This is a genomic window from Streptomyces sp. MGP-BFMKR1 (assembly GCF_057766585.1).
Genome location: NZ_CM173408.1, coordinates 4,260,482 through 4,278,143 on the forward strand (window position 1 = coordinate 4,260,482; position 17,662 = coordinate 4,278,143).

Annotated in this window: 14 protein-coding genes; 7 read left to right on the forward strand and 7 right to left on the reverse strand. The window is 70.6% G+C overall.

Going from position 1 to position 17,662, the window contains the following annotated elements:
• Positions 1–117 precede the first annotated feature (117 nt).
• A complete protein-coding gene (locus AC3CHW_RS16435) occupies positions 118–2,475 on the reverse strand; it encodes a DUF6049 family protein (protein WP_488466916.1) in 2,358 nt (785 codons plus the stop codon).
• A gap of 188 nt (positions 2,476–2,663) precedes the next feature.
• Here AC3CHW_RS16435 and AC3CHW_RS16440 point away from each other — a divergent pair, with 188 nt between their 5' ends.
• The gene (locus tag AC3CHW_RS16440; protein WP_488466917.1) at positions 2,664–4,154 is read left to right on the forward strand and encodes a CCA tRNA nucleotidyltransferase; all 1,491 of its coding nucleotides are present in this window, start codon (positions 2,664–2,666) and stop codon (positions 4,152–4,154) included.
• A gap of 78 nt (positions 4,155–4,232) precedes the next feature.
• On the opposite strand, the gene AC3CHW_RS16445 is transcribed toward AC3CHW_RS16440, so the two are convergent.
• The 3 genes from AC3CHW_RS16445 to AC3CHW_RS16455 all read right to left on the reverse strand — a co-directional run bounded on the left by AC3CHW_RS16445 (position 4,233) and on the right by AC3CHW_RS16455 (position 7,460).
• Positions 4,233–5,549, reverse strand: a complete 1,317-nt coding sequence (locus AC3CHW_RS16445) for an MFS transporter (protein WP_488466918.1) — start codon at positions 5,547–5,549, stop codon at positions 4,233–4,235.
• 82 nt (positions 5,550–5,631) lie between these two features.
• The gene (locus tag AC3CHW_RS16450) at positions 5,632–6,714 is read right to left on the reverse strand and encodes an inositol-3-phosphate synthase (protein ID WP_488466919.1); all 1,083 of its coding nucleotides are present in this window, start codon (positions 6,712–6,714) and stop codon (positions 5,632–5,634) included.
• 53 nt (positions 6,715–6,767) lie between these two features.
• Complete coding sequence (locus AC3CHW_RS16455) at positions 6,768–7,460, reverse strand: PadR family transcriptional regulator (RefSeq protein WP_488466920.1); 693 nt, start codon at positions 7,458–7,460, stop codon at positions 6,768–6,770.
• A gap of 381 nt (positions 7,461–7,841) precedes the next feature.
• Here AC3CHW_RS16455 and AC3CHW_RS16460 point away from each other — a divergent pair, with 381 nt between their 5' ends.
• Both AC3CHW_RS16460 and AC3CHW_RS16465 read left to right on the forward strand, forming a co-directional pair.
• A complete protein-coding gene (locus AC3CHW_RS16460; RefSeq protein ID WP_488466921.1) occupies positions 7,842–10,634 on the forward strand; it encodes a transglycosylase domain-containing protein in 2,793 nt (930 codons plus the stop codon).
• Between the two features lie 250 nt (positions 10,635–10,884).
• Positions 10,885–12,417 (forward strand): glycosyltransferase family 87 protein, encoded by a 1,533-nt coding sequence (locus AC3CHW_RS16465; protein ID WP_488466922.1) that lies wholly within the window; start codon positions 10,885–10,887, stop codon positions 12,415–12,417.
• Positions 12,418–12,553: 136 nt separating this feature from the next.
• Here the strand turns inward: AC3CHW_RS16465 and AC3CHW_RS16470 are convergent, their stop codons facing one another.
• The 3 genes from AC3CHW_RS16470 to AC3CHW_RS16480 all read right to left on the reverse strand — a co-directional run bounded on the left by AC3CHW_RS16470 (position 12,554) and on the right by AC3CHW_RS16480 (position 15,426).
• Positions 12,554–13,585 carry an alanine racemase gene (locus AC3CHW_RS16470; RefSeq protein ID WP_176162898.1) on the reverse strand — a complete coding sequence of 344 codons (1,032 nt, stop codon included), beginning with the start codon at positions 13,583–13,585 and terminating at the stop codon, positions 12,554–12,556.
• 129 nt (positions 13,586–13,714) lie between these two features.
• A complete protein-coding gene (locus AC3CHW_RS16475; RefSeq protein ID WP_176162897.1) occupies positions 13,715–14,833 on the reverse strand; it encodes a lipid II:glycine glycyltransferase FemX in 1,119 nt (372 codons plus the stop codon).
• A 275-nt stretch (positions 14,834–15,108) separates the two neighbouring features.
• On the reverse strand, positions 15,109–15,426 hold the full coding sequence (locus AC3CHW_RS16480; RefSeq protein WP_176162896.1) for a hypothetical protein: 318 nt from the start codon (positions 15,424–15,426) through the stop codon (positions 15,109–15,111).
• A gap of 249 nt (positions 15,427–15,675) precedes the next feature.
• On the opposite strand from AC3CHW_RS16480, the gene rpsF reads away from it, so the two are divergent.
• The 4 genes from rpsF (at position 15,676) to rplI (ending at position 17,407) form a co-directional block, all read left to right on the forward strand.
• Positions 15,676–15,966, forward strand: coding sequence for a 30S ribosomal protein S6 (rpsF, locus tag AC3CHW_RS16485; protein WP_006604399.1), 291 nt, complete (start codon positions 15,676–15,678; stop codon positions 15,964–15,966).
• Between the two features lie 81 nt (positions 15,967–16,047).
• Positions 16,048–16,650 carry a single-stranded DNA-binding protein gene (locus AC3CHW_RS16490; RefSeq protein WP_488466923.1) on the forward strand — a complete coding sequence of 201 codons (603 nt, stop codon included), beginning with the start codon at positions 16,048–16,050 and terminating at the stop codon, positions 16,648–16,650.
• A 54-nt stretch (positions 16,651–16,704) separates the two neighbouring features.
• Positions 16,705–16,941 (forward strand): 30S ribosomal protein S18, encoded by a 237-nt coding sequence (gene rpsR, locus AC3CHW_RS16495; protein ID WP_004950692.1) that lies wholly within the window; start codon positions 16,705–16,707, stop codon positions 16,939–16,941.
• A gap of 19 nt (positions 16,942–16,960) precedes the next feature.
• On the forward strand, positions 16,961–17,407 hold the full coding sequence (gene rplI / locus AC3CHW_RS16500; protein ID WP_176162894.1) for a 50S ribosomal protein L9: 447 nt from the start codon (positions 16,961–16,963) through the stop codon (positions 17,405–17,407).
• Positions 17,408–17,662 lie beyond the last annotated feature (255 nt).

The following is a 17,662-nucleotide window of genomic DNA, read 5'->3' on the forward strand; positions in this document are numbered from 1 at the left end:
GTACGGAGACCCCTGACCCGTGGGGTCCGCGCCCGCGTCACGGTCGCGGTCACCGTTGTACGGCGCGTTCATCGCTACCCCACCTCATCGTCCGCGGCCGTCTGGCCCCACCATTCCTCAACGGTCCACTTTCTCACCTGAGCCGGATGGGCCATTGCTTTGCGATCCGGTGTCCGAAGACCGGTCACTCGGCTGCGCGGGGTCCTGGGGGCCTGTTTCGGCGGGCGCCTCGGGCCCGGTCCGCGGGTCGGTATCCGGGTCCGGGGCCGAATCCGGGTCCAGGTCACCGGGCTTGTCGCCCGGGCCCGCGGGTTCCGAGCCGGCCCGCCTGCGCTTCACGTAGATCCGGATGCCCGCGAGGACGAGCAGCAGTACGCCGACCGCGATGACCAGTATCACAGTCGAGGTGATCGACGTGACGTTCACCTCGAAGATCATCGGCTCGCCGTAGGGCTGGCCGTCCTCCGTGAAGAGCTGGGCGACGATCGTCGTGCGTCCGTTGGCGCGGGCGTTCGCCTCGAACTTCACCGACTGGCTGTGCCCGCCGTCGATCTTGATGTCCTGCGGGTCGCTGACCTTGAGGCGCAGCGGCTGGTTGGAGGTGAGCACCAGCCGGAGCCCGTCGACCCCCTGCACGAGGTCGTTCTTGACGGTGACGGGGATGGTGGCGCTGCGGCCGGAGAGGGTGGCCGGCGACTTCTGGATGATGCCGACCTGCTCGGTGAGGCTTCGCAGGTGTCCGCTCACGTCGTCGCGGTAGGCCGACGCGCCGCGGTCGTGGCGCCAGGAAGTCGACATGTCCCGCATGATCGCGGTGCCGAACGGGGGGACGACGCGCTCTTCGATCGTGAGCGCCTTGCGGAAGCGGTCGAGGGTGCGCTGCGTCTGCTGTATCTGGGAGAACGCGGTGGTGGGCAGCTCCTGCTTGCGTAGCGCCTTCGGGTAGTCGCCACGGCTGGGCACCTGCCGGTTGGCGGCCGGGTCGGGCTTGGCCTTGGCGGCGTCGCTCAGCTCCTGCGGCTCGCTCCAGCGGCGTGGCTCGAGGCCGCCGAGCGCGGTGGCCATCGCCTGGGCCTGGTTCGCGGTGGGCATGCGCGGCGGGGCGACGACGATGCTGCGCTGCCGCTCCGGCGTCTGCTGCGTGATCATCAGGGTCTGGGCGAGGAACTCCTGGATGGCCAGGGTGGAGTTCTCGGCGCGCGACATGTCGCCGTCGAAGACGGTCGAGAGGCGGGCGTCGGCGGAGATCGCGGTGGTGCCGCCGCCGATGGGGCGGGCGGCGGTGGGCGTGTACGTGAGCGCGCGGCTCTCCTGGAGGCTGTCGCCGCGGGTGATGACGTGGTGGGCGCCGGCCGAGGTGGCGACGTCGACGATCGAGGAGTCGATGGCGCCGTCGACGGGCCAGGCGAAGTCGGTCCGGGGCGTCACCTGGAGGGTGGACTCCACCGTGGTCTTGGCGAGCACGGTGGCCGACTGGAGGTGGCTCAGCGTGCCGGAGACGACCTTGCCGCGGTGGGCCAAGGACGCGAGGTCGGGGTCGGCGAACGGCAGGGCCACCACCTTGTGCCCCTCGACCGCCTTGTCGAGGGCGGCCATCCACTGCCGGGCGACGGCCTGCCCGCGGCCGGGCGTCGTCTCGTCCCCGTCCCGCACGTCGTACTTGCGCGTCATCGCGTCCACCGTGGCGAGCAGGTCGGGGTCGAGCACCCAGGTGACGGGCAGGTCCTTGCCGAGCGCGACGAGTTGCTGGAGCCGGCCACCCGGCGCCAGCTCCTTGACCAGGTCGTCGTCGCGGAAGATGGGCGTCTGCTGCTCGTCGGTGGCGGTGCGCGCGGTGACCCGCGGGGTGGAGATGATCGGCCACAGGAAGCTGAGCTTGGTCTTCTTGCCGGGCGGGGTGGTCTGCCAGGGCAGGAACGTGCGTTGGATGCCGAGGACCCGGAGGTAGGACGGCTGGTCGGCCGTCTCACCGACGAGCGAGACGGCGATCTGGTAGACGCCGTCCTGGGTCAGCGCGAGGTGCTTGAGGGGGATGGCGAGGCTGAAGTCCTGGCTGCCGCCGGCCGGCAGCTTGCCGACCTTCTCCGCGTACTTGCTGTCGATCTCCACACCGTCGGAGCCCGGGAAGTAGCCGGTCCGCGTGGCGGCCGTGTCGATGGCGCTGCGGCCCCTCATCACCTGGCCGAGCCGCAGCCCGACGTGCGCGCTGTCGATGGTCGTGGCGCTCTTGTTGGTGACCGTGCCCTTGATGGTCAGGGTGTCGTCGGCGGTGGGGGTCGCGGGGGTCAGCGAATCGATCGCCACGTCCACCGAGCGCGACCCGGTGGGCTTGGGGGCGGCGGTCGCCTCGTTCGGCGCCGTGACCTGGATCAGGCCGGCGAGGAGGGGGACGGCGGCCAGTAGCGCCCCGGCGCGGCGCAGCCATCGTCGGGCGGGAGCAGAAGTCGTCCCCTGGAGCTCTGCCGCCTCGGCCACGCGCTCGCCCGTCCCTCGTCGTCGTCAGTGGTCGTCGGTTGTGCGTCCACGCATGGTAACGAGATCCGGTGTGGCGAAGTGCTGGGGAGTGCTCCACATGATCGTCACAGGGCGGGGCGGCGCGGGGCCGGCGGGCCCGCGCGAATCGAGGAGGCCGGTGGCCCCTGGGCAACGTACCCTTTTCTGTTGTGCCGAACGCCAACCATGACACCCAGACCTCGCAGCCGACCTACGAGCTGAGCCAGGTGCAGCGCCGCGCGGTGAGCGAACTGTTGCGGGTCTCCCCCGTAGCCGACGATCTCGCCACCCGCTTCCAGCAGGCCGGGCACTCGCTCGCCCTGGTCGGCGGCTCGGTACGGGACGCGCTGCTCGGCCGCCTCGGCAACGACCTGGACTTCACCACGGACGCCAGGCCCGAAGAGGTGCTGAAGATCGTCCGGCCCTGGGCGGACGCGGTCTGGGAGGTCGGCATCGCCTTCGGCACGGTCGGCTGCCAGAAGCAGGCACCGGGCCAGGACGGGGCGAACCAGAGCTTTCAGATCGAGGTCACCACATACCGGTCCGAAGCGTACGACCGGACCTCGCGGAAGCCTGACGTTTCCTACGGGGACTCCATCGAGGAAGATCTCGTCCGGCGAGATTTCACCGTCAACGCGATGGCCGTAGCGCTCCCGCAGAAGGAGTTCATCGACCCGCACCACGGCCTGGAGGACCTCGCCGCCCGGGTGCTGCGCACCCCGGGGACGCCGCAGGAGTCCTTCTCCGACGATCCGCTGCGGATGCTGCGCGCCGCGCGCTTCGCGGCCCAGCTCGACTTCGAGGTGGCCCCCGAGGTCGTCGCCGCCATGACGGCCATGGCCGACCGCATCGACATCGTCTCGGCCGAGCGGGTCCGCGACGAGCTGAACAAGCTCATCCTGGCCCCGCACCCCCGCAAGGGGCTCAAGCTGCTCGTGGACTCCGGGCTCGCCGAGCGCGTGCTGCCCGAGCTTCCCGCGCTGCGCCTGGAGCGGGACGAGCACCACCGGCACAAGGACGTGTACGAGCACACGCTCATCGTGCTGGAACAGGCGATGGCCCTGGAGGAGGACGGCCCCGACCTGGTGCTGCGGCTCGCCGCGCTGCTGCACGACATCGGGAAGCCGAAGACGCGTCGCTTCGAGTCGGACGGCCGCGTCTCCTTCCACCACCACGAGGTGGTCGGCGCGAAGATGACCAAGTCCCGGATGTCCAAGCTCAAGTACTCCAACGAGATGATCAAGGACGTCTCCCGGCTGGTGGAGCTGCACCTGCGCTTCCACGGTTACGGGACGGGCGAGTGGACGGACTCGGCGGTGCGCCGGTACGTGCGCGACGCGGGCCCGCTGCTGGACCGGCTGCACAAGCTGACCCGCTCCGACTGCACCACCCGCAACAAGCGCAAGGCCGCCACGCTCTCCCAGGCGTACGACGGTCTGGAGCGGCGGATCGAGCGGCTGCGGAAGGAAGAGGAGCTCGACTCCATCCGGCCCGACCTGGACGGCAATGAGATCATGCAGATCCTGGAGCTGCCCCCGGGGCCGCAGGTGGGCAAGGCGTACAAGCACCTGCTGGAGCTGCGGATGGAGCGGGGCCCGCTGGGGCGCGAGGCCGCGATCGAGGCGCTCAGGGAGTGGTGGGCCGCCCAGGCCCCGGCGTAACGGGCGGACGAAGTGACCGAGTACGGGCCCTCGCGCGCTGGCGCCGGGGGCCCGTACTCATGGCGTCGGGCGCGTGTTTCACGTGAAACGGCGCTCGGTTTCACGTGAAACGTCGGCGCGAGGGCGGTCGTGTTTCACGTGAAACACGACCAGGCTCACGGCGGCCAGGTACAGCGCGGCCACGATGAGTACGAGCGGCGCCGACGCCCCGTCGGGCGGCAGCATGAGGGCCGCCACCCCCGCCGCGCCCACGAAGGCCACGTTGAAGAGCACGTCGTACAGCGAGAAGACCCGGCCCCGGTAGGCGTCCTCGACGGAGGATTGCACGATGGTGTCCGTGGCGATCTTCGCGCCCTGGGTGGTGAGCCCGAGGACGAAGGCGGCGACCATCATCGGGGCCGGCGCGAAGGGCAGGCCAAGCACGGGCTCCAGCACCGCCGCCGTCGCCCCGCAGGCCGCCACCCAGCCCAGCGGGCCGAAGCGGGCCACGGCCCAGGGCGTGCACACGGCGGCCACGAAGAAGCCCACCCCGGAGATCCCCACCGCCAGGCCGAGCAGCGCCAGCCCGTCGGAGTCGCCGTCGGCCCAGGCGTAGCGGCACAGCATGAGGACCATCACCGTGAGGGCGCCGTAGCAGAACCGCATGAGCGTCATCGCGTACAGGGCCCGGGCCGCCGCGGGGCGCCGCGTGAGGTGGCGCAGGCCGGAGAGGAGCCCGCGGGCGGTGCTCAACAGGGCCTGGGTGGGCCTGGGTTGGAGCTGGTGCGGGTCGGGGCCGAGGAGGTCGCGCGGCATGCGCAGGGCCGCGAGGGCCGCGCACAGGTAGAGCGCCGAGCCGAGCAGGATGACGAGCGCGTCGGACGCGGCCCCGTCGGGCGCGGCCATGCGCACGACCAGGGCCAGGCCGCCGGCCGCGGTGGCGGCGAGGGTGCCGGCCGTCGGGGAGAGCGAGTTGCCGAGGACGAGCTGTTCGTCGGTGGCGACCACGCGCGGCAGCGCCGCCGAGAGCCCGGCCAGCACGAAGCGGTTGACGGCCGTGACGGTGAGGGCGGAGGCGTAGAAGAGCGCGTCGGGCACCTCGGCCACGATCAGCGCGGCCGTGCCCGCGGCCAGCACGACCCGGGCCAGGTTCCCGTACAGCAGGACCTGGCGGCGGCGCCAGCGGTCGAGGAGTACGCCGGCGAACGGGCCGAGGAGCGAGTAGGGCAGCAGGAGCACGGCCATGGCGGAGGCGATGGCGGCGGCCGAGGTCTGCTTCTCGGGGGAGAAGACGACGTAGGAGGCGAGCGCCACCTGGTAGACGCCGTCGGCCGCCTGGGAGAGCAGTCGGACCGTGAGCAGACGGCGGAAGTCGCCGATCCGCAGGAGCACGCGCAGACCTCGCACAACGGGCATGGCGCACAGCTTCACACAGCGCGCGGGCCCCCGAGGAATTCGTCCTCGGGGGCCACGCGCTGAGGGTGTCGAGTGGGAGCGCTTAGCGCTCGACCTCGCCCTTGATGAACTTCTCGACGTTCTCCCGGGCCTGGTCATCGAAGTACTGCACCGGGGGGGACTTCATGAAGTACGAGGAGGCCGACAGGATCGGGCCGCCGATGCCCCGGTCCTTGGCGATCTTCGCGGCGCGCAGCGCGTCGATGATCACGCCGGCGGAGTTGGGGGAGTCCCAGACCTCCAGCTTGTACTCCAGGTTCAGCGGGACGTCGCCGAACGCGCGACCCTCCAGGCGCACGTACGCCCACTTGCGGTCGTCCAGCCAGGCCACGTAGTCCGACGGGCCGATGTGGACGTTCTTGGCGCCCATGTCGCGGTCGGGGATCTGCGAGGTGACGGCCTGCGTCTTGGAGATCTTCTTGGACTCCAGGCGCTCGCGCTCCAACATGTTCTTGAAGTCCATGTTGCCGCCGACGTTGAGCTGCATCGTGCGGTCCAGGATGACGCCGCGGTCCTCGAACAGCTTGGCCATCACGCGGTGCGTGATGGTGGCGCCGACCTGCGACTTGATGTCGTCGCCGACGATCGGCACGCCGGCCTCGGTGAACTTGTCGGCCCACTCCTTGGTGCCCGCGATGAAGACCGGCAGCGCGTTGACGAAGCCGACCTTGGCGTCGATGGCGCACTGCGCGTAGTACTTCGCCGCGTCCTCGGAACCGACCGGCAGGTAGCAGACGAGGACGTCGACCTGGCGGTCCTTGAGGATCTGGACGATGTCGACGGGCGCCTCGGGCGACTCGTCGATGGTCTCGCGGTAGTACTTGCCGAGACCGTCGTACGTGTGGCCGCGCTGGACGGTCACACCGCTCTGCGGGACGTCGCAGATCTTGATGGTGTTGTTCTCGCTGGCGCCGATCGCGTCCGCGAGGTCGAGACCGACCTTCTTGGCGTCCACGTCGAAGGCAGCCACGAACTCGACGTCCCGCACGTGGTACTCACCGAACTGCACGTGCATCAGACCCGGGACGCGGCTGTCCGGGTCGGCGTCCTTGTAGTACTCGACGCCCTGGACCAGCGAGGCGGCGCAGTTGCCCACGCCAACGATGGCTACGCGAACCGAACCCATTCCGGTTGCTCCCTGTGTGTGTTCTTCGACGAGGCCCTGCGGAGTGCGGGGCCTCACTTGGCGGTATCGTCGGACGGGTCCGGCCGGGTACTACCCCGATGCCGGGGCAGGCCGCCCGTGTCGTGCGATGTGTCCTGTTCGGCGGGCCGGCGCTGCTCGCGCCCCGCCCGCTCGCTCTCAATCAGCTCGTTGAGCCAGCGGACTTCGCGTTCCACTGACTCCATGCCATGCCGCTGGAGCTCCAGCGTGTAGTCGTCGAGCCGTTCGCGGGTGCGCGTGAGGGAGGCCCGCATCTTCTCCAGGCGCTCCTCCAGGCGGCTGCGCCGCCCCTCAAGGACGCGCATCCGCACATCCCGCGAGGTCTGACCGAAGAAGGCGAAGCGGACGCCGAAGTGCTCGTCCTCCCAGGCGTCGGGCCCGGTGTGGGAGAGCAGCTCCTCGAAGCGCTCCTTGCCCTCGGGCGTCAGCCGGTAGACGATCTTCGCTCGCCGCCCGCCGAGCGCCGCGCTGGAGGGCACCACGCGGCCGGCCGGCGCGGTGGCGTCCTCGGCGGTCCCGGTCGACTCCTCGATCAACCAGCCGTTGGTGACCAGCGTCTTGAGGCAGGGATAGAGGCTCCCGTAGCTGAAGGCGCGAAACACCCCGAGCGAGGTGTTCAGCCGCTTTCGCAGCTCGTACCCGTGCATGGGGGACTCGCGCAGCAGACCGAGGACGGCGAACTCCAGAACGCCGGAACGCCTGCTCATCCCCCACCCTTCCCCTACTGCCGATGGTCTGCCGATGGCGCGTTGCGTGCACTTATGCCGAGCTGATGTATCGACTCGATACATCCAGACGATAGAACGGCACACTCCCCGGGACAAGAGCGGGCACGGTGAACGAGGTCACATCACCGTTTCGTGCGACCCAACGTGCCTGATTTGGAATGAAGATGATGAGTGGGCAGGTTTTGACCGTGCGTACTCTGTTCGCCATGCAGACCACCGGGAACCGTGGGGCGCCGCGAGGCGTCTTCGTCCTGGATGCCGTGCGTCCGGCCGCCCTTCGGCGCTGGCGCGCACGTTGGGGGGACCGCAAGCCACTTGCCGCTTCCAGGCGATCGCGCCTGCCCGAGGAGTAGTCGTTCCATGAGCGAGCACCGTCGCAAGCCGCCGCAGCCCCAGGGCGGCGGACGAGCAGCGGCCCGGCGCGCGGCGCAGCAGCCGCCAGGCCGCCGCGCAGCGCCACCACCGAGCAGTACGGGGCCGGGCTCCGATGCGTATGAGTCACCCGACGCGGGAGCGCCCCGCGGCGGCCGGGCCGAGTCCCGCCGTGCGGCCCGCGGGGGCGGGGGCCGCCGGAGAGCCGGAGCCGCGGGAGCGGGCGCCGGGGCCGGGGCCGGAGCGAGCGCGGCCCACGGGGCGGCCGGCGCCGGTGGGCCCGGCGCGCCCGGCGGCGCCGGTGGGGCTGGAGGAGGACGCAGAGCCGCGGGCGCGGCCGGTGCCGGAGGCGGGCGCGGGCGCGGCCGTGGGGCGGGCGCCACGGGCCGTACCAAGAAGCGGTTCATCGACTACCCGCGGGCGGGCAAGCGCGGCTTCAAGCGCTGGATGCCCTCCTGGAAGCTGGTCACCGGCACCTGCCTGGTCTTCTTCGCGCTGCTGGTCGGCGCGGTGGGCATCGCGCTGATGCTGGTGGAGGTCCCCACGGCGCAGGCCGCGTCCAAGACGCAGAAGAACGTCTACTACTGGGCGGACGGCAAGCAGATGGTCGTCTCCGGTGGAGGCGACCTGAACCGGCAGATCGTGCCGCTCTCCAAGATCCCCAAGTCGATGCGGAACGCGGTGATCGCCGCCGAGAACGCCTCGTTCTACGACGACGCCGGCGTCGACCCGATGGGTGTGGCGCGCGCGGTGGTCAACATGGCCAAGGGCGGCCAGACGCAGAGTGGTTCGACCATCACCCAGCAGTTCGTGAAGAACACCTACCTGGGCCAGGAGCAGACGCTCAAGCGCAAGGTCACCGAGCTCTTCATCTCCATCAAGGTGGGCGCCACCAAGGACAAGGACGACATCCTCGAGGGCTACCTGAACACCGCCTACTACGGCCGTGGCGCCTACGGCATCCAGGCGGCGGCCCGCGCGTTCTACGACAAGGACTGCGAGGACCTGACCACGAGCGAGAGCGCGTTCCTCGCCGCGACGCTCAACGGTCCGAACCTCTACGACCCGGCCGGCGGCCAGGGCATGGCGGCGACCAAGGAGAAGAACCGCAAGCGGGCCGAGGCGCGTTGGGCGTGGACGCTGGACCGTGAGGTCAAGGTCGGCCGGCTCGACAGCGCGGAGCGGGAGAAGATCACCAAGTTCCCCGAGCCGCAGAAGCCCAAGCTGGCGACGAACAAGGCCGGTCAGATCGGCTATCTGACCGACCTCGCCGACAACTACATCATCGCCAACTCCGACATCTCCAAGGCCGAGTTGGACCGCGGTGGCTACCAGATCCACACCACCTTCGACCGCGAGAAGATGAAGGCGCTGGAGAAGACGGTCAACAAGGTCTCCAAGGAGAACATCCGGCCCGACAAGCGCCCGCAGGACAAACACGTCCAGTTCGGTGGGGCGTCCGTGGAGCCGGGGACCGGCAAGATCGTCGCCATCTACGGCGGCAAGAACGCGCTGGAGCACTACACCAACAACGCGGACGACACCGGCGTCCAGGTCGGCTCCACGTTCAAGCCGTTCGTACTGGCGGCGGCCATGACGGACGGCAAGCGCGATCCTGCCCTGCCCCCCGAACAGTCCAGAGAACAACGCACCCTGGTCTCGCCCAAGAGCATCTACAACGGCGACAACAAGGTGACGCTGCGGGACTACAAGGGCGAGGTGTGGCTGGACAAGGACGGCAAGGAGTGGCACCAGCGCAACGACGGTGACGAGAGCAGGGGCAAGATCGACCTGCGCACCGCCATGCAGTTCTCGGTGAACACGCCGTTCATCCAGCTCGGCATGGACGTCGGCACCGACAAGGTGCGCGACGCGGCGCTCGCCGCCGGACTCAGCAAGAGCCAACTCGCCTCCATCACCCCGACGTTCTCGCTCGGCACGTCGTCGCCGAGCGCGATCCGGCTCGCCGGCGCGTACGCCACGTTCGCGGCCAGCGGCAAGCAGGCCGACCCGTACTCCGTGACCAAGGTCGAGCGGGACGGGGCCGAGGAGTACGTGCACGAGGAGAAGATCGAGCAGGCGTTTGAGCCGAACGTGGCGGACAACGTCACCGACGTGCTCAAGACCGTGGTCGAGGACGGCACCGGCACCTCCGCGCGGATCGGGCGCGAGGCGGCGGGCAAGACCGGCACCACCGACGACAACAAGTCGGCCTGGTTCGCCGGGTACACCCCGCAGCTCTCCACCGCGATCGGCATGTGGCGGGTCGACGACCAGGCCAAGAACCAGAAGTTCCTGCCGATGTACGGCGTGGGCTCCGACACCGGCTCCGAGAGCATCCACGGTGCCTCGTACCCGGCCAAGATCTGGGCCGGCTACATGAAGGAAGCGCTCAAGAACGAGAAGAAGCTGACCTTCCCCAAGCCCTCCCCGATCGGCGACAAGATCTACGGGGACGGCGCCAGCCCGCCGCCCACGCAGACGGCACCGCCGACGACGGAGGCGCCGACCGAGGAGCCGACGAAGACGCCCACCACGACGCCTCCGACGACCCCGACCGAGACGCCCACGACGACACCGCCGACGACGCCCCCGACGACGCCGACCGACACCTGCGGTCCCCTCGATCCGACCTGCGGTGACGAGGGCGGACCGGGCGGTGGCGATCCGGGCGGGCCGGGTGGTGGCGATCCCGGCGGGCCGGGCGGTCCGGGCGGTCCGGGCGGCGGTTCGCCCAGCACGACGCCCACGGAGGATGACAACGAGCACGGCTGGCTGTAGCCGCTCTCGCCCGCCAGCCCCCGGCTACGGCCGGGCGGCGCGGGCGAGGTGAGGGAAGATCCACAGGGCGGGTCCGTTCGCGGGCCCGCCCTGCGGCGTTGCCGGGAGCCAGCGGGCCGAGCCCGTGCCCCGGGCGCGGCGGCCGGGTGCGGTGGCCGTGTGCCCGTCGCGTGCCGGGTACGTGCCCATGCGGCGGCCCCCGGCACCGGCCCACACCGCCGCCGCGCCCCTCGTACGGCAGGATGTGCGCATGACGAGCGCCCACGGCCCCCACCCGCGTGCCACCGCCGCCCGGAACCCCGTACGGCCCACCGCCGAGGACGAGGTGGCGGCGGCCGGCAGCGAGCTGATCGGCGGGCCCGTCGGGCGCCGGGCGCTGTCCGGCGTGAACTGGTGGACGCCGGTGCGGATCATCGCGCTCGTGACGATCGGCATGTTCGCCCTCGGCATGGCGCAGAAGGTGCCCTGCTACGACGGCGGCTGGTTCTTCGGCACCACCACCCAGTACACGCGCGCCTGCTACTCCGACATCCCCCACCTGTACGCCGGCCGCGGCTTCTCCATCGACCTCGTCCCGTACTTCGACCGCATCCCGCAGGACGTCGCCGGGAGCATGGAGTACCTCGAATACCCGGTCCTGACCGGGCTGTTCATGGAGGTCGCCTCCTGGCTCACGCCGCACGACGGCAGCGACCAGCACCGGGCCCAGATCTACTGGCTGGTGAACTCCGGGATGCTGATGGTGTGCGCCGTCGTCATCGCCGTCTGCGTGACCCGCACCCACCGGCGGCGGCCCTGGGACGGGCTGCTGGTGGCGCTGGCCCCCGCCTTCGCGCTGACCGCCACCGTCAACTGGGACCTGTTCGCGGTCGCGCTCACCGCCGCCTCCCTGCTCGCGTGGTCCCGCAGCCGCCCGCTGGCCGCCGGCGTGCTCCTGGGGCTCGCCACCGCCGCCAAGCTCTACCCCGTGCTGCTGATCGGCCCGCTGCTGCTGCTGTGCCTGCGCGCGCGGCGCTGGCGCGCCTGGTGGTCGGCCATCGCGGGCGCCGCGGCGGCCTGGCTCGTGGTCAACCTGCCCGTCATGCTCACCCAGGACCAGCAGGGCGACCTGGCGATCAGGGAGGGCTGGAAGAAGTTCTACACCTTCAGCCAGGAGCGGCCCGTCGACTTCGGCTCCGTCTGGCTGATCGTCTCCCAGCGCTCCGGCAACCCGCTGGACGACGCCAACACCTACGCCACCCTCCTGATGCTGCTGGCCTGCATCGGCATAGGCGCCCTCACGCTGTGCGCCCCGCGCCGGCCCCGGCTGGCACAGCTCGCCTTCCTGGTGGTCGCCGCGTTCATCGTGACCAACAAGGTCTACTCGCCGCAGTACGTGCTGTGGCTGGTCCCGCTGGCGGCCCTCGCCCGGCCCCGCTGGCGCGACTTCCTCATCTGGCAGGCCGGCGAACTGCTGTACTTCCTCGGCGTCTGGATGTACCTGGCGTACACCCACAGCGGCGACAAGCACCACGGGCTGCCCACCGAGGGCTACCAACTGGCCATCGTGCTGCACCTGCTCGGCACGCTCTACCTGTGCGCGGTGGTCGTCCGGGACGTGCTGCTGCCCGAGTACGACCCGGTGCGCCGGGACGGCTCCGACGACCCGTCGGGGGGCGTGTTCGACGGGGCGCCGGACGCGTTCACGCTGCGCCGGCCCGTGGTCAGGCACGGCCCGGGCGACGCGTACCCGCACGGGGGCCGGGCCGGCCGTGGCGCGCACGGCGGCACGTACCTGGAGTAGCGCACGGGCCCGGCGGGCGACCGGCCCCGGGGCGGTCGGTGGCACGGGAAACGCCGCAGGCCCCGCACGTGAGCGCGGGGCCTGTCGGAGGCGCGGGACGGCGGGGCGGGCGGGCCCCGACGGCGCTCGCGCCGGGTCAGCGGTCCAGTATCCGGTCGTACTGGGTGGTGGTGTGGCGCAGGCTGGCCACCAGTTCGTCGCCGACCTGGGGGGCCGGCACGTCGCTCGGGACGAAGAGGATGGACACCTGCATGTGCGGCGGCTCGGCGAACCAGCGCTGCTTCCCGGCCCAGGTGAACGGCGACAGGTTGCGGTTCACGGTCGCCAGGCCCGCCCGGGCCACGCCCTTGGCGCGCGGCATCATGCCGTGCAGCGCCTTGGGGGCCTCCAGGCCCACGCCGTGCGAGGTGCCGCCGGCGACGACGACGAGGTAGCCGTCCCCCGCGGTCTTCTGCTGCCGGTAGCCGAAGCGGTCGCCCTTGGAGACCCGGGTGACGTCGAGCACCGAGCCCCGGTACTCGGTCGCGTCGTGGTCCCCCAGCCACAGCCGGGTGCCGATCCGGGCGCGGAAGCGGGTCTGCGGGAACTGCTGCTGGAGCCGGGCCAGTTCCTCGGCCTTGAGGTGGCTGACGAACATGGTGTGCAGCGGCAGCCGCGCCGCGCGCAGCCGGTCCATCCAGCCGATGACCTCCTCCACCGCGTCGGAGCCGTCGGTGCGGTCCAGCGGGAGGTGTATGGCGAAGCCCTCGAGCCGCACGTTCTCGATCGCCGCGTGCAGCTTCGGCAGGTCCTCCTCGGTCACCCCGTGCCGCTTCATGCTGCTCATGACCTCGATCATGACGCGGGCGTTGACCAGGCCGTACACGCCGTCGACCGAGGAGACCGAGCGGATGACCCGGTCGGGCAGCGGCACCGGCTCCTCGCCGCGGCGGAAGGGCGTGAGGACGAGCAGGTCGCCGCTGAAGGTGTCCTTCATGCGCGCGGCCTCGTAGGTGGTGCCGACCGCCAGGATGTCGGAGCCGATACGGGTGGTCTCCTCGGCCAGCCGCTCGTGGCCGAAGCCGTAGCCGTTGCCCTTACAGACCGGGACCATGCCAGGGAACTGCTGGAGGACGCTCTGCTGGTGGGCCCGCCACCGCGCGGTGTCGACGTAGAGGGTGAGCGCCATGGCTGGTGGGAGACCTTTCTCGTCAGTCGGCTCGGGGTTCATCGTGGTCGGTGCGGGTGCCGGTTACTCCCGGCGTGGTCGGGCGAGCGGGCGGTGGGCGCTCGTTCGTACGAGGTCCCGCCGCGGGCCCTAGCGGCGCGACATATACATGTCGAGCGCCTTGTGGAGCAGCTTGTTCAGCGGGAAGTCCCACTCGCCCAGGTACTCGGCCGCCTGTCCGCCGGTGCCGACCTTGAACTGGATCAGGCCGAAGAGGTGGTCGGTCTCGTCGAGCGAGTCGCTGATGCCGCGCAGGTCGTAGACGCTGGCGCCGAGCGCGTACGCGTCGCGCAGCATGCGCCACTGCATCGCGTTCGACGGGCGCACCTCGCGCTTGTGGTTGGCGGAGGCGCCGTAGGAGTACCAGACGTGCCCGCCCACGATCAGCATCGTGGCGGCGGCCACCGCCTCGCCCTCGTGCATGGCGAAGTAGAGCCGCATCCGGTTGGGGTCTTCGCTGTTGAGCGCCGTCCACATGCGCTGGAAGTAGCTGAGCGGACGCGGGCGGAAGTGGTCGCGCTCGGCGGTGATCTCGTACAGCCGCTGCCACTCGCCCAGGTGCTCGTAGCCGCCCTGGACGACCTCGACGCCCGCCTTCTCGGCCTTCTTGATGTTGCGCCGCCACAACTGGTTGAAGCCCTTGTGGACGGATTCCAGCGAGCGGTTCTCCAGCGGCACCTGGAAGACGTAGCGCGGCTGGACGTCGCCGAAGCCGGCGCCGCCGTCCTCGCCCTGCTGCCAGCCCATCTTCCGCAGCCGCTCGGCGACCTCGAAGGCGCGCGGCTCGATGTGGGTGGCCTCCACGTCACGCAGCCGCTTGACGTCCGGGTTCTGGATGCCGGCCTTGATCGCGGCGGCGTCCCAGCGCCGGATGATCACGGGCGGGCCCATCTTCACCGAGAACGCGCCCTGCCGTTTGAGGTGCGCGAGCATCGGCCGCAGCCAGTCCTCCAGGTTCGGCGCGTACCAGTTCAGCACCGGGCCCTCGGGTAGGTAGGCCAGATACCGCTTGATCTTGGGGAGCTGCCGGTAGAGCACCAGGCCGGCGCCGACGACCTGGCCCGTGCTGTCGAACCAGCCCAGGCTCTCCGAGCGCCACTCGGTCTTGACGTCCGCCCACGCCGGAACCTGCATGTGGCTCGCCGCCGGCAGACTCTGGATGTACGCCAGATGTTGCTCGCGGCTGATGGTCCTCAGGGTCAGGCTCATTGCGGGGCGCTCCTCGGCAGGTGTGTCCCCAGTGTCGGGGCTCCGGCTCTCGCCGCGAAGCCTACTGTGGCAGGGCACGTCACCGGCCGGGCCTACGGCGAAGAGCGTGGTACGGGTTTCCCGTGGCGGCGGGGAGCGCGGGCAGCGCGCCGCCCGCCCCCGGCCCGCGCGGAACGGGTCGGGGACGAGCGGTACGAGGGGGCGGGGAGCGTCGGGGACGGTGACGGCACGGCGCGCGCCGAGGGCCGCTCGGGGCCCGGGGCGTGCGGCGGGCGTCAGCCCAGCACGCCGCCGAAGAGGCCGCCGTGCGCCATGCCGAGGAAGAAGCCCATGGCGGCGGCGCCCAACCCGATGATCAGTACGAACCGCTCGGCGGTGGTCGCCGAGATGAACTGACCCCAGGCACCGGTCACGATGCCGACCAGTCCCGTCCAGGAGCTGATCAGGTGCAGGTCGTGGAACATGGCTGTGACGAAAGCCACCACGCCGAGCACGATGGTCGCCGCGGCGAAGGTGTTCTCCACCGGATGCGGCTTGCCGTCGGTGTCGAGGAAGGAGAGAAGACCGTGCTGGGAACGTGCTGCCTGGGCCATGGGAACCTCCGGGTCCTGCGAGGGACGCGGGGCGGCGAGGAGTAACGCCGCTCACACTCGATGCCTCAAGGTTGCGGTCAGACGCGGCGGGATTTCAACCGGAAGCACCGTCCCGGGTAGTGTGTACGGTCTGCGCCGGTGTCTGCCCAGAGCCCCCAGGGGTACCCGGTCCGCACCAGGCGCTACGCATCACGACCCTCCTGCCACGGAACGACCGTGGCCGCTGAGTCCAAAGGAGGTGGGTTCCACATGCGTCACTACGAGGTGATGGTCATCCTCGACCCCGATCTGGAGGAGCGCGCAGTCTCTCCCCTGATCGAGAACTTCCTCTCCGTCGTCCGTGAGGGCAACGGCAAGGTGGAAAAGGTCGACACCTGGGGCCGTCGGCGTCTCTCGTACGAGATCAAGAAGAAGCCCGAGGGCATCTACTCGGTCATCGACCTGCAGGCCGAGCCTGCGGTCGTGAAGGAGCTCGACCGCCAGATGAACCTGAACGAGTCGGTCCTCCGGACCAAGGTCCTGCGCCCCGAGACCCACTGACCGCGTAAGCGTTCAGCGGTGCTCGGGACGCGTCCTGAGTAGCACAGCAGCCAGCAGCACACCCGCCGAGAGGTTCATCCAATGGCAGGCGAGACCGTCATCACGGTCGTCGGCAATCTTGTCGACGACCCCGAGCTGCGCTTCACCCCGTCCGGCGCGGCGGTCGCGAAGTTCCGTGTCGCGTCCACTCCCCGCACCTTCGACCGTCAGACCAACGAGTGGAAGGACGGCGAAAGCCTCTTCCTGACCTGCTCGGTCTGGCGCCAGGCAGCGGAGAACGTCGCCGAGTCGCTCCAGCGCGGCATGCGCGTCATCGTGCAGGGCCGACTGAAGCAGCGGTCCTACGAGGACCGCGAGGGCATCAAGCGCACGGTCTACGAGCTGGACGTCGACGAGGTCGGCGCCAGCCTGCGGAACGCCACGGCCAAGGTCACCAAGACCTCCGGTCGCGGCGGCCAGGGCGGTGGCGGCGGCTTCGGCGGCGGCCAGGGCGGCGGTCAGGGTGGCGGCGGCTGGGGCGGCGGCTCCGGTGGCGGCCAGCAGGGCGGCGGCGGTGCTCCCGCCGACGACCCCTGGGCGACCAGCGCGCCGGCCGGCGGCGGCCAGCAAGGTGGCGGCGGCTGGGGCGGTGGCTCCGGCGGCGGCCAGCAGGGCGGCGGCTACTCGGACGAGCCGCCCTTCTAGAGCGCGAGCTCTGAGGGGCGATCACACCCTTCTTGATCACACAGGAGAAACACCATGGCGAAGCCGCCTCCGCGCAAGCCGAAGAAGAAGGTCTGCGCGTTCTGCAAGGACAAGACCGCGTACGTGGACTACAAGGACACGAACATGCTGCGGAAGTTCATTTCCGACCGTGGCAAGATCCGTGCCCGCCGCGTGACCGGCAACTGCACGCAGCACCAGCGTGACGTCGCCACGGCTGTGAAGAACAGCCGTGAGATGGCGCTGCTGCCCTACACCTCGTCCGCGCGATAAAGGGAAGGGTGACTGACAGATGAAGATCATCCTCACCCACGAGGTCTCCGGCCTCGGCACCGCGGGCGACGTCGTCGACGTCAAGGACGGCTACGCTCGCAACTACCTGGTCCCGCGCGGTCTCGCGATCCGCTGGACCAAGGGTGGCGAGAAGGACGTCGAGCAGATCCGTCGCGGTCGTCGCATCCGCGAGATCGCCACGATCGAGCAGGCCAACGAGATCAAGGCCAAGCTCGAGGGTCTGCGGGTCCAGCTCGCGACCCGTGCCGGCGAGGCCGGCCGCCTCTTCGGCTCGGTGACCCCGGCTGACATCGCCTCGGCGATCAAGTCCGCCGGTGGCCCGGACGTGGACAAGCGCCGCATCGAGCTCGGCACGCCGGTCAAGACCCTGGGCGCGCACCAGGTGTCCGTGCGCCTGCACCCCGAGGTCTCGGCCAAGGTCGGCGTCGAGGTCGTCGCGGCCTGACCGCAAGCACGCCGATGAGCTGTGTTCGCACAGCATGACGGTGGAAGGGGCCGCACCCTGCGGGGTGCGGCCCCTTCGCGTTGCCTGGCGGGGGTGCGCGGGTGCGCGGGTGCGTGGGTGCGGGCGATGGGGGTTTCCGTGTGCGTTCGCTGTCGCTGTTTCACGTGAAACGTGCGGGCTTCCGCCCTCGGCGCCCTCGTCCCGCTTCCCTCGTACCGCGTTCGTGCATGTGTCCGCGGGAGCATGCGGCGGTAT

Coding starts and splice junctions, on each gene's coding strand:
- AC3CHW_RS16445 (WP_488466918.1), bottom strand. CDS start 5,549: ATGCCCGTTGTGCGAGGTCTGCGCGTGCTCCTGCGGATCGGCGACTTC.
- AC3CHW_RS16450 (WP_488466919.1), bottom strand. CDS start 6,714: ATGGGTTCGGTTCGCGTAGCCATCGTTGGCGTGGGCAACTGCGCCGCC.
- AC3CHW_RS16455 (WP_488466920.1), bottom strand. CDS start 7,460: ATGAGCAGGCGTTCCGGCGTTCTGGAGTTCGCCGTCCTCGGTCTGCTG.
- AC3CHW_RS16460 (WP_488466921.1), top strand. CDS start 7,842: ATGAGCGAGCACCGTCGCAAGCCGCCGCAGCCCCAGGGCGGCGGACGA.
- AC3CHW_RS16465 (WP_488466922.1), top strand. CDS start 10,885: ATGACGAGCGCCCACGGCCCCCACCCGCGTGCCACCGCCGCCCGGAAC.
- AC3CHW_RS16470 (WP_176162898.1), bottom strand. CDS start 13,585: ATGGCGCTCACCCTCTACGTCGACACCGCGCGGTGGCGGGCCCACCAG.
- AC3CHW_RS16475 (WP_176162897.1), bottom strand. CDS start 14,833: ATGAGCCTGACCCTGAGGACCATCAGCCGCGAGCAACATCTGGCGTAC.
- AC3CHW_RS16480 (WP_176162896.1), bottom strand. CDS start 15,426: ATGGCCCAGGCAGCACGTTCCCAGCACGGTCTTCTCTCCTTCCTCGAC.
- rpsF (WP_006604399.1), top strand. CDS start 15,676: ATGCGTCACTACGAGGTGATGGTCATCCTCGACCCCGATCTGGAGGAG.
- AC3CHW_RS16490 (WP_488466923.1), top strand. CDS start 16,048: ATGGCAGGCGAGACCGTCATCACGGTCGTCGGCAATCTTGTCGACGAC.
- rpsR (WP_004950692.1), top strand. CDS start 16,705: ATGGCGAAGCCGCCTCCGCGCAAGCCGAAGAAGAAGGTCTGCGCGTTC.
- rplI (WP_176162894.1), top strand. CDS start 16,961: ATGAAGATCATCCTCACCCACGAGGTCTCCGGCCTCGGCACCGCGGGC.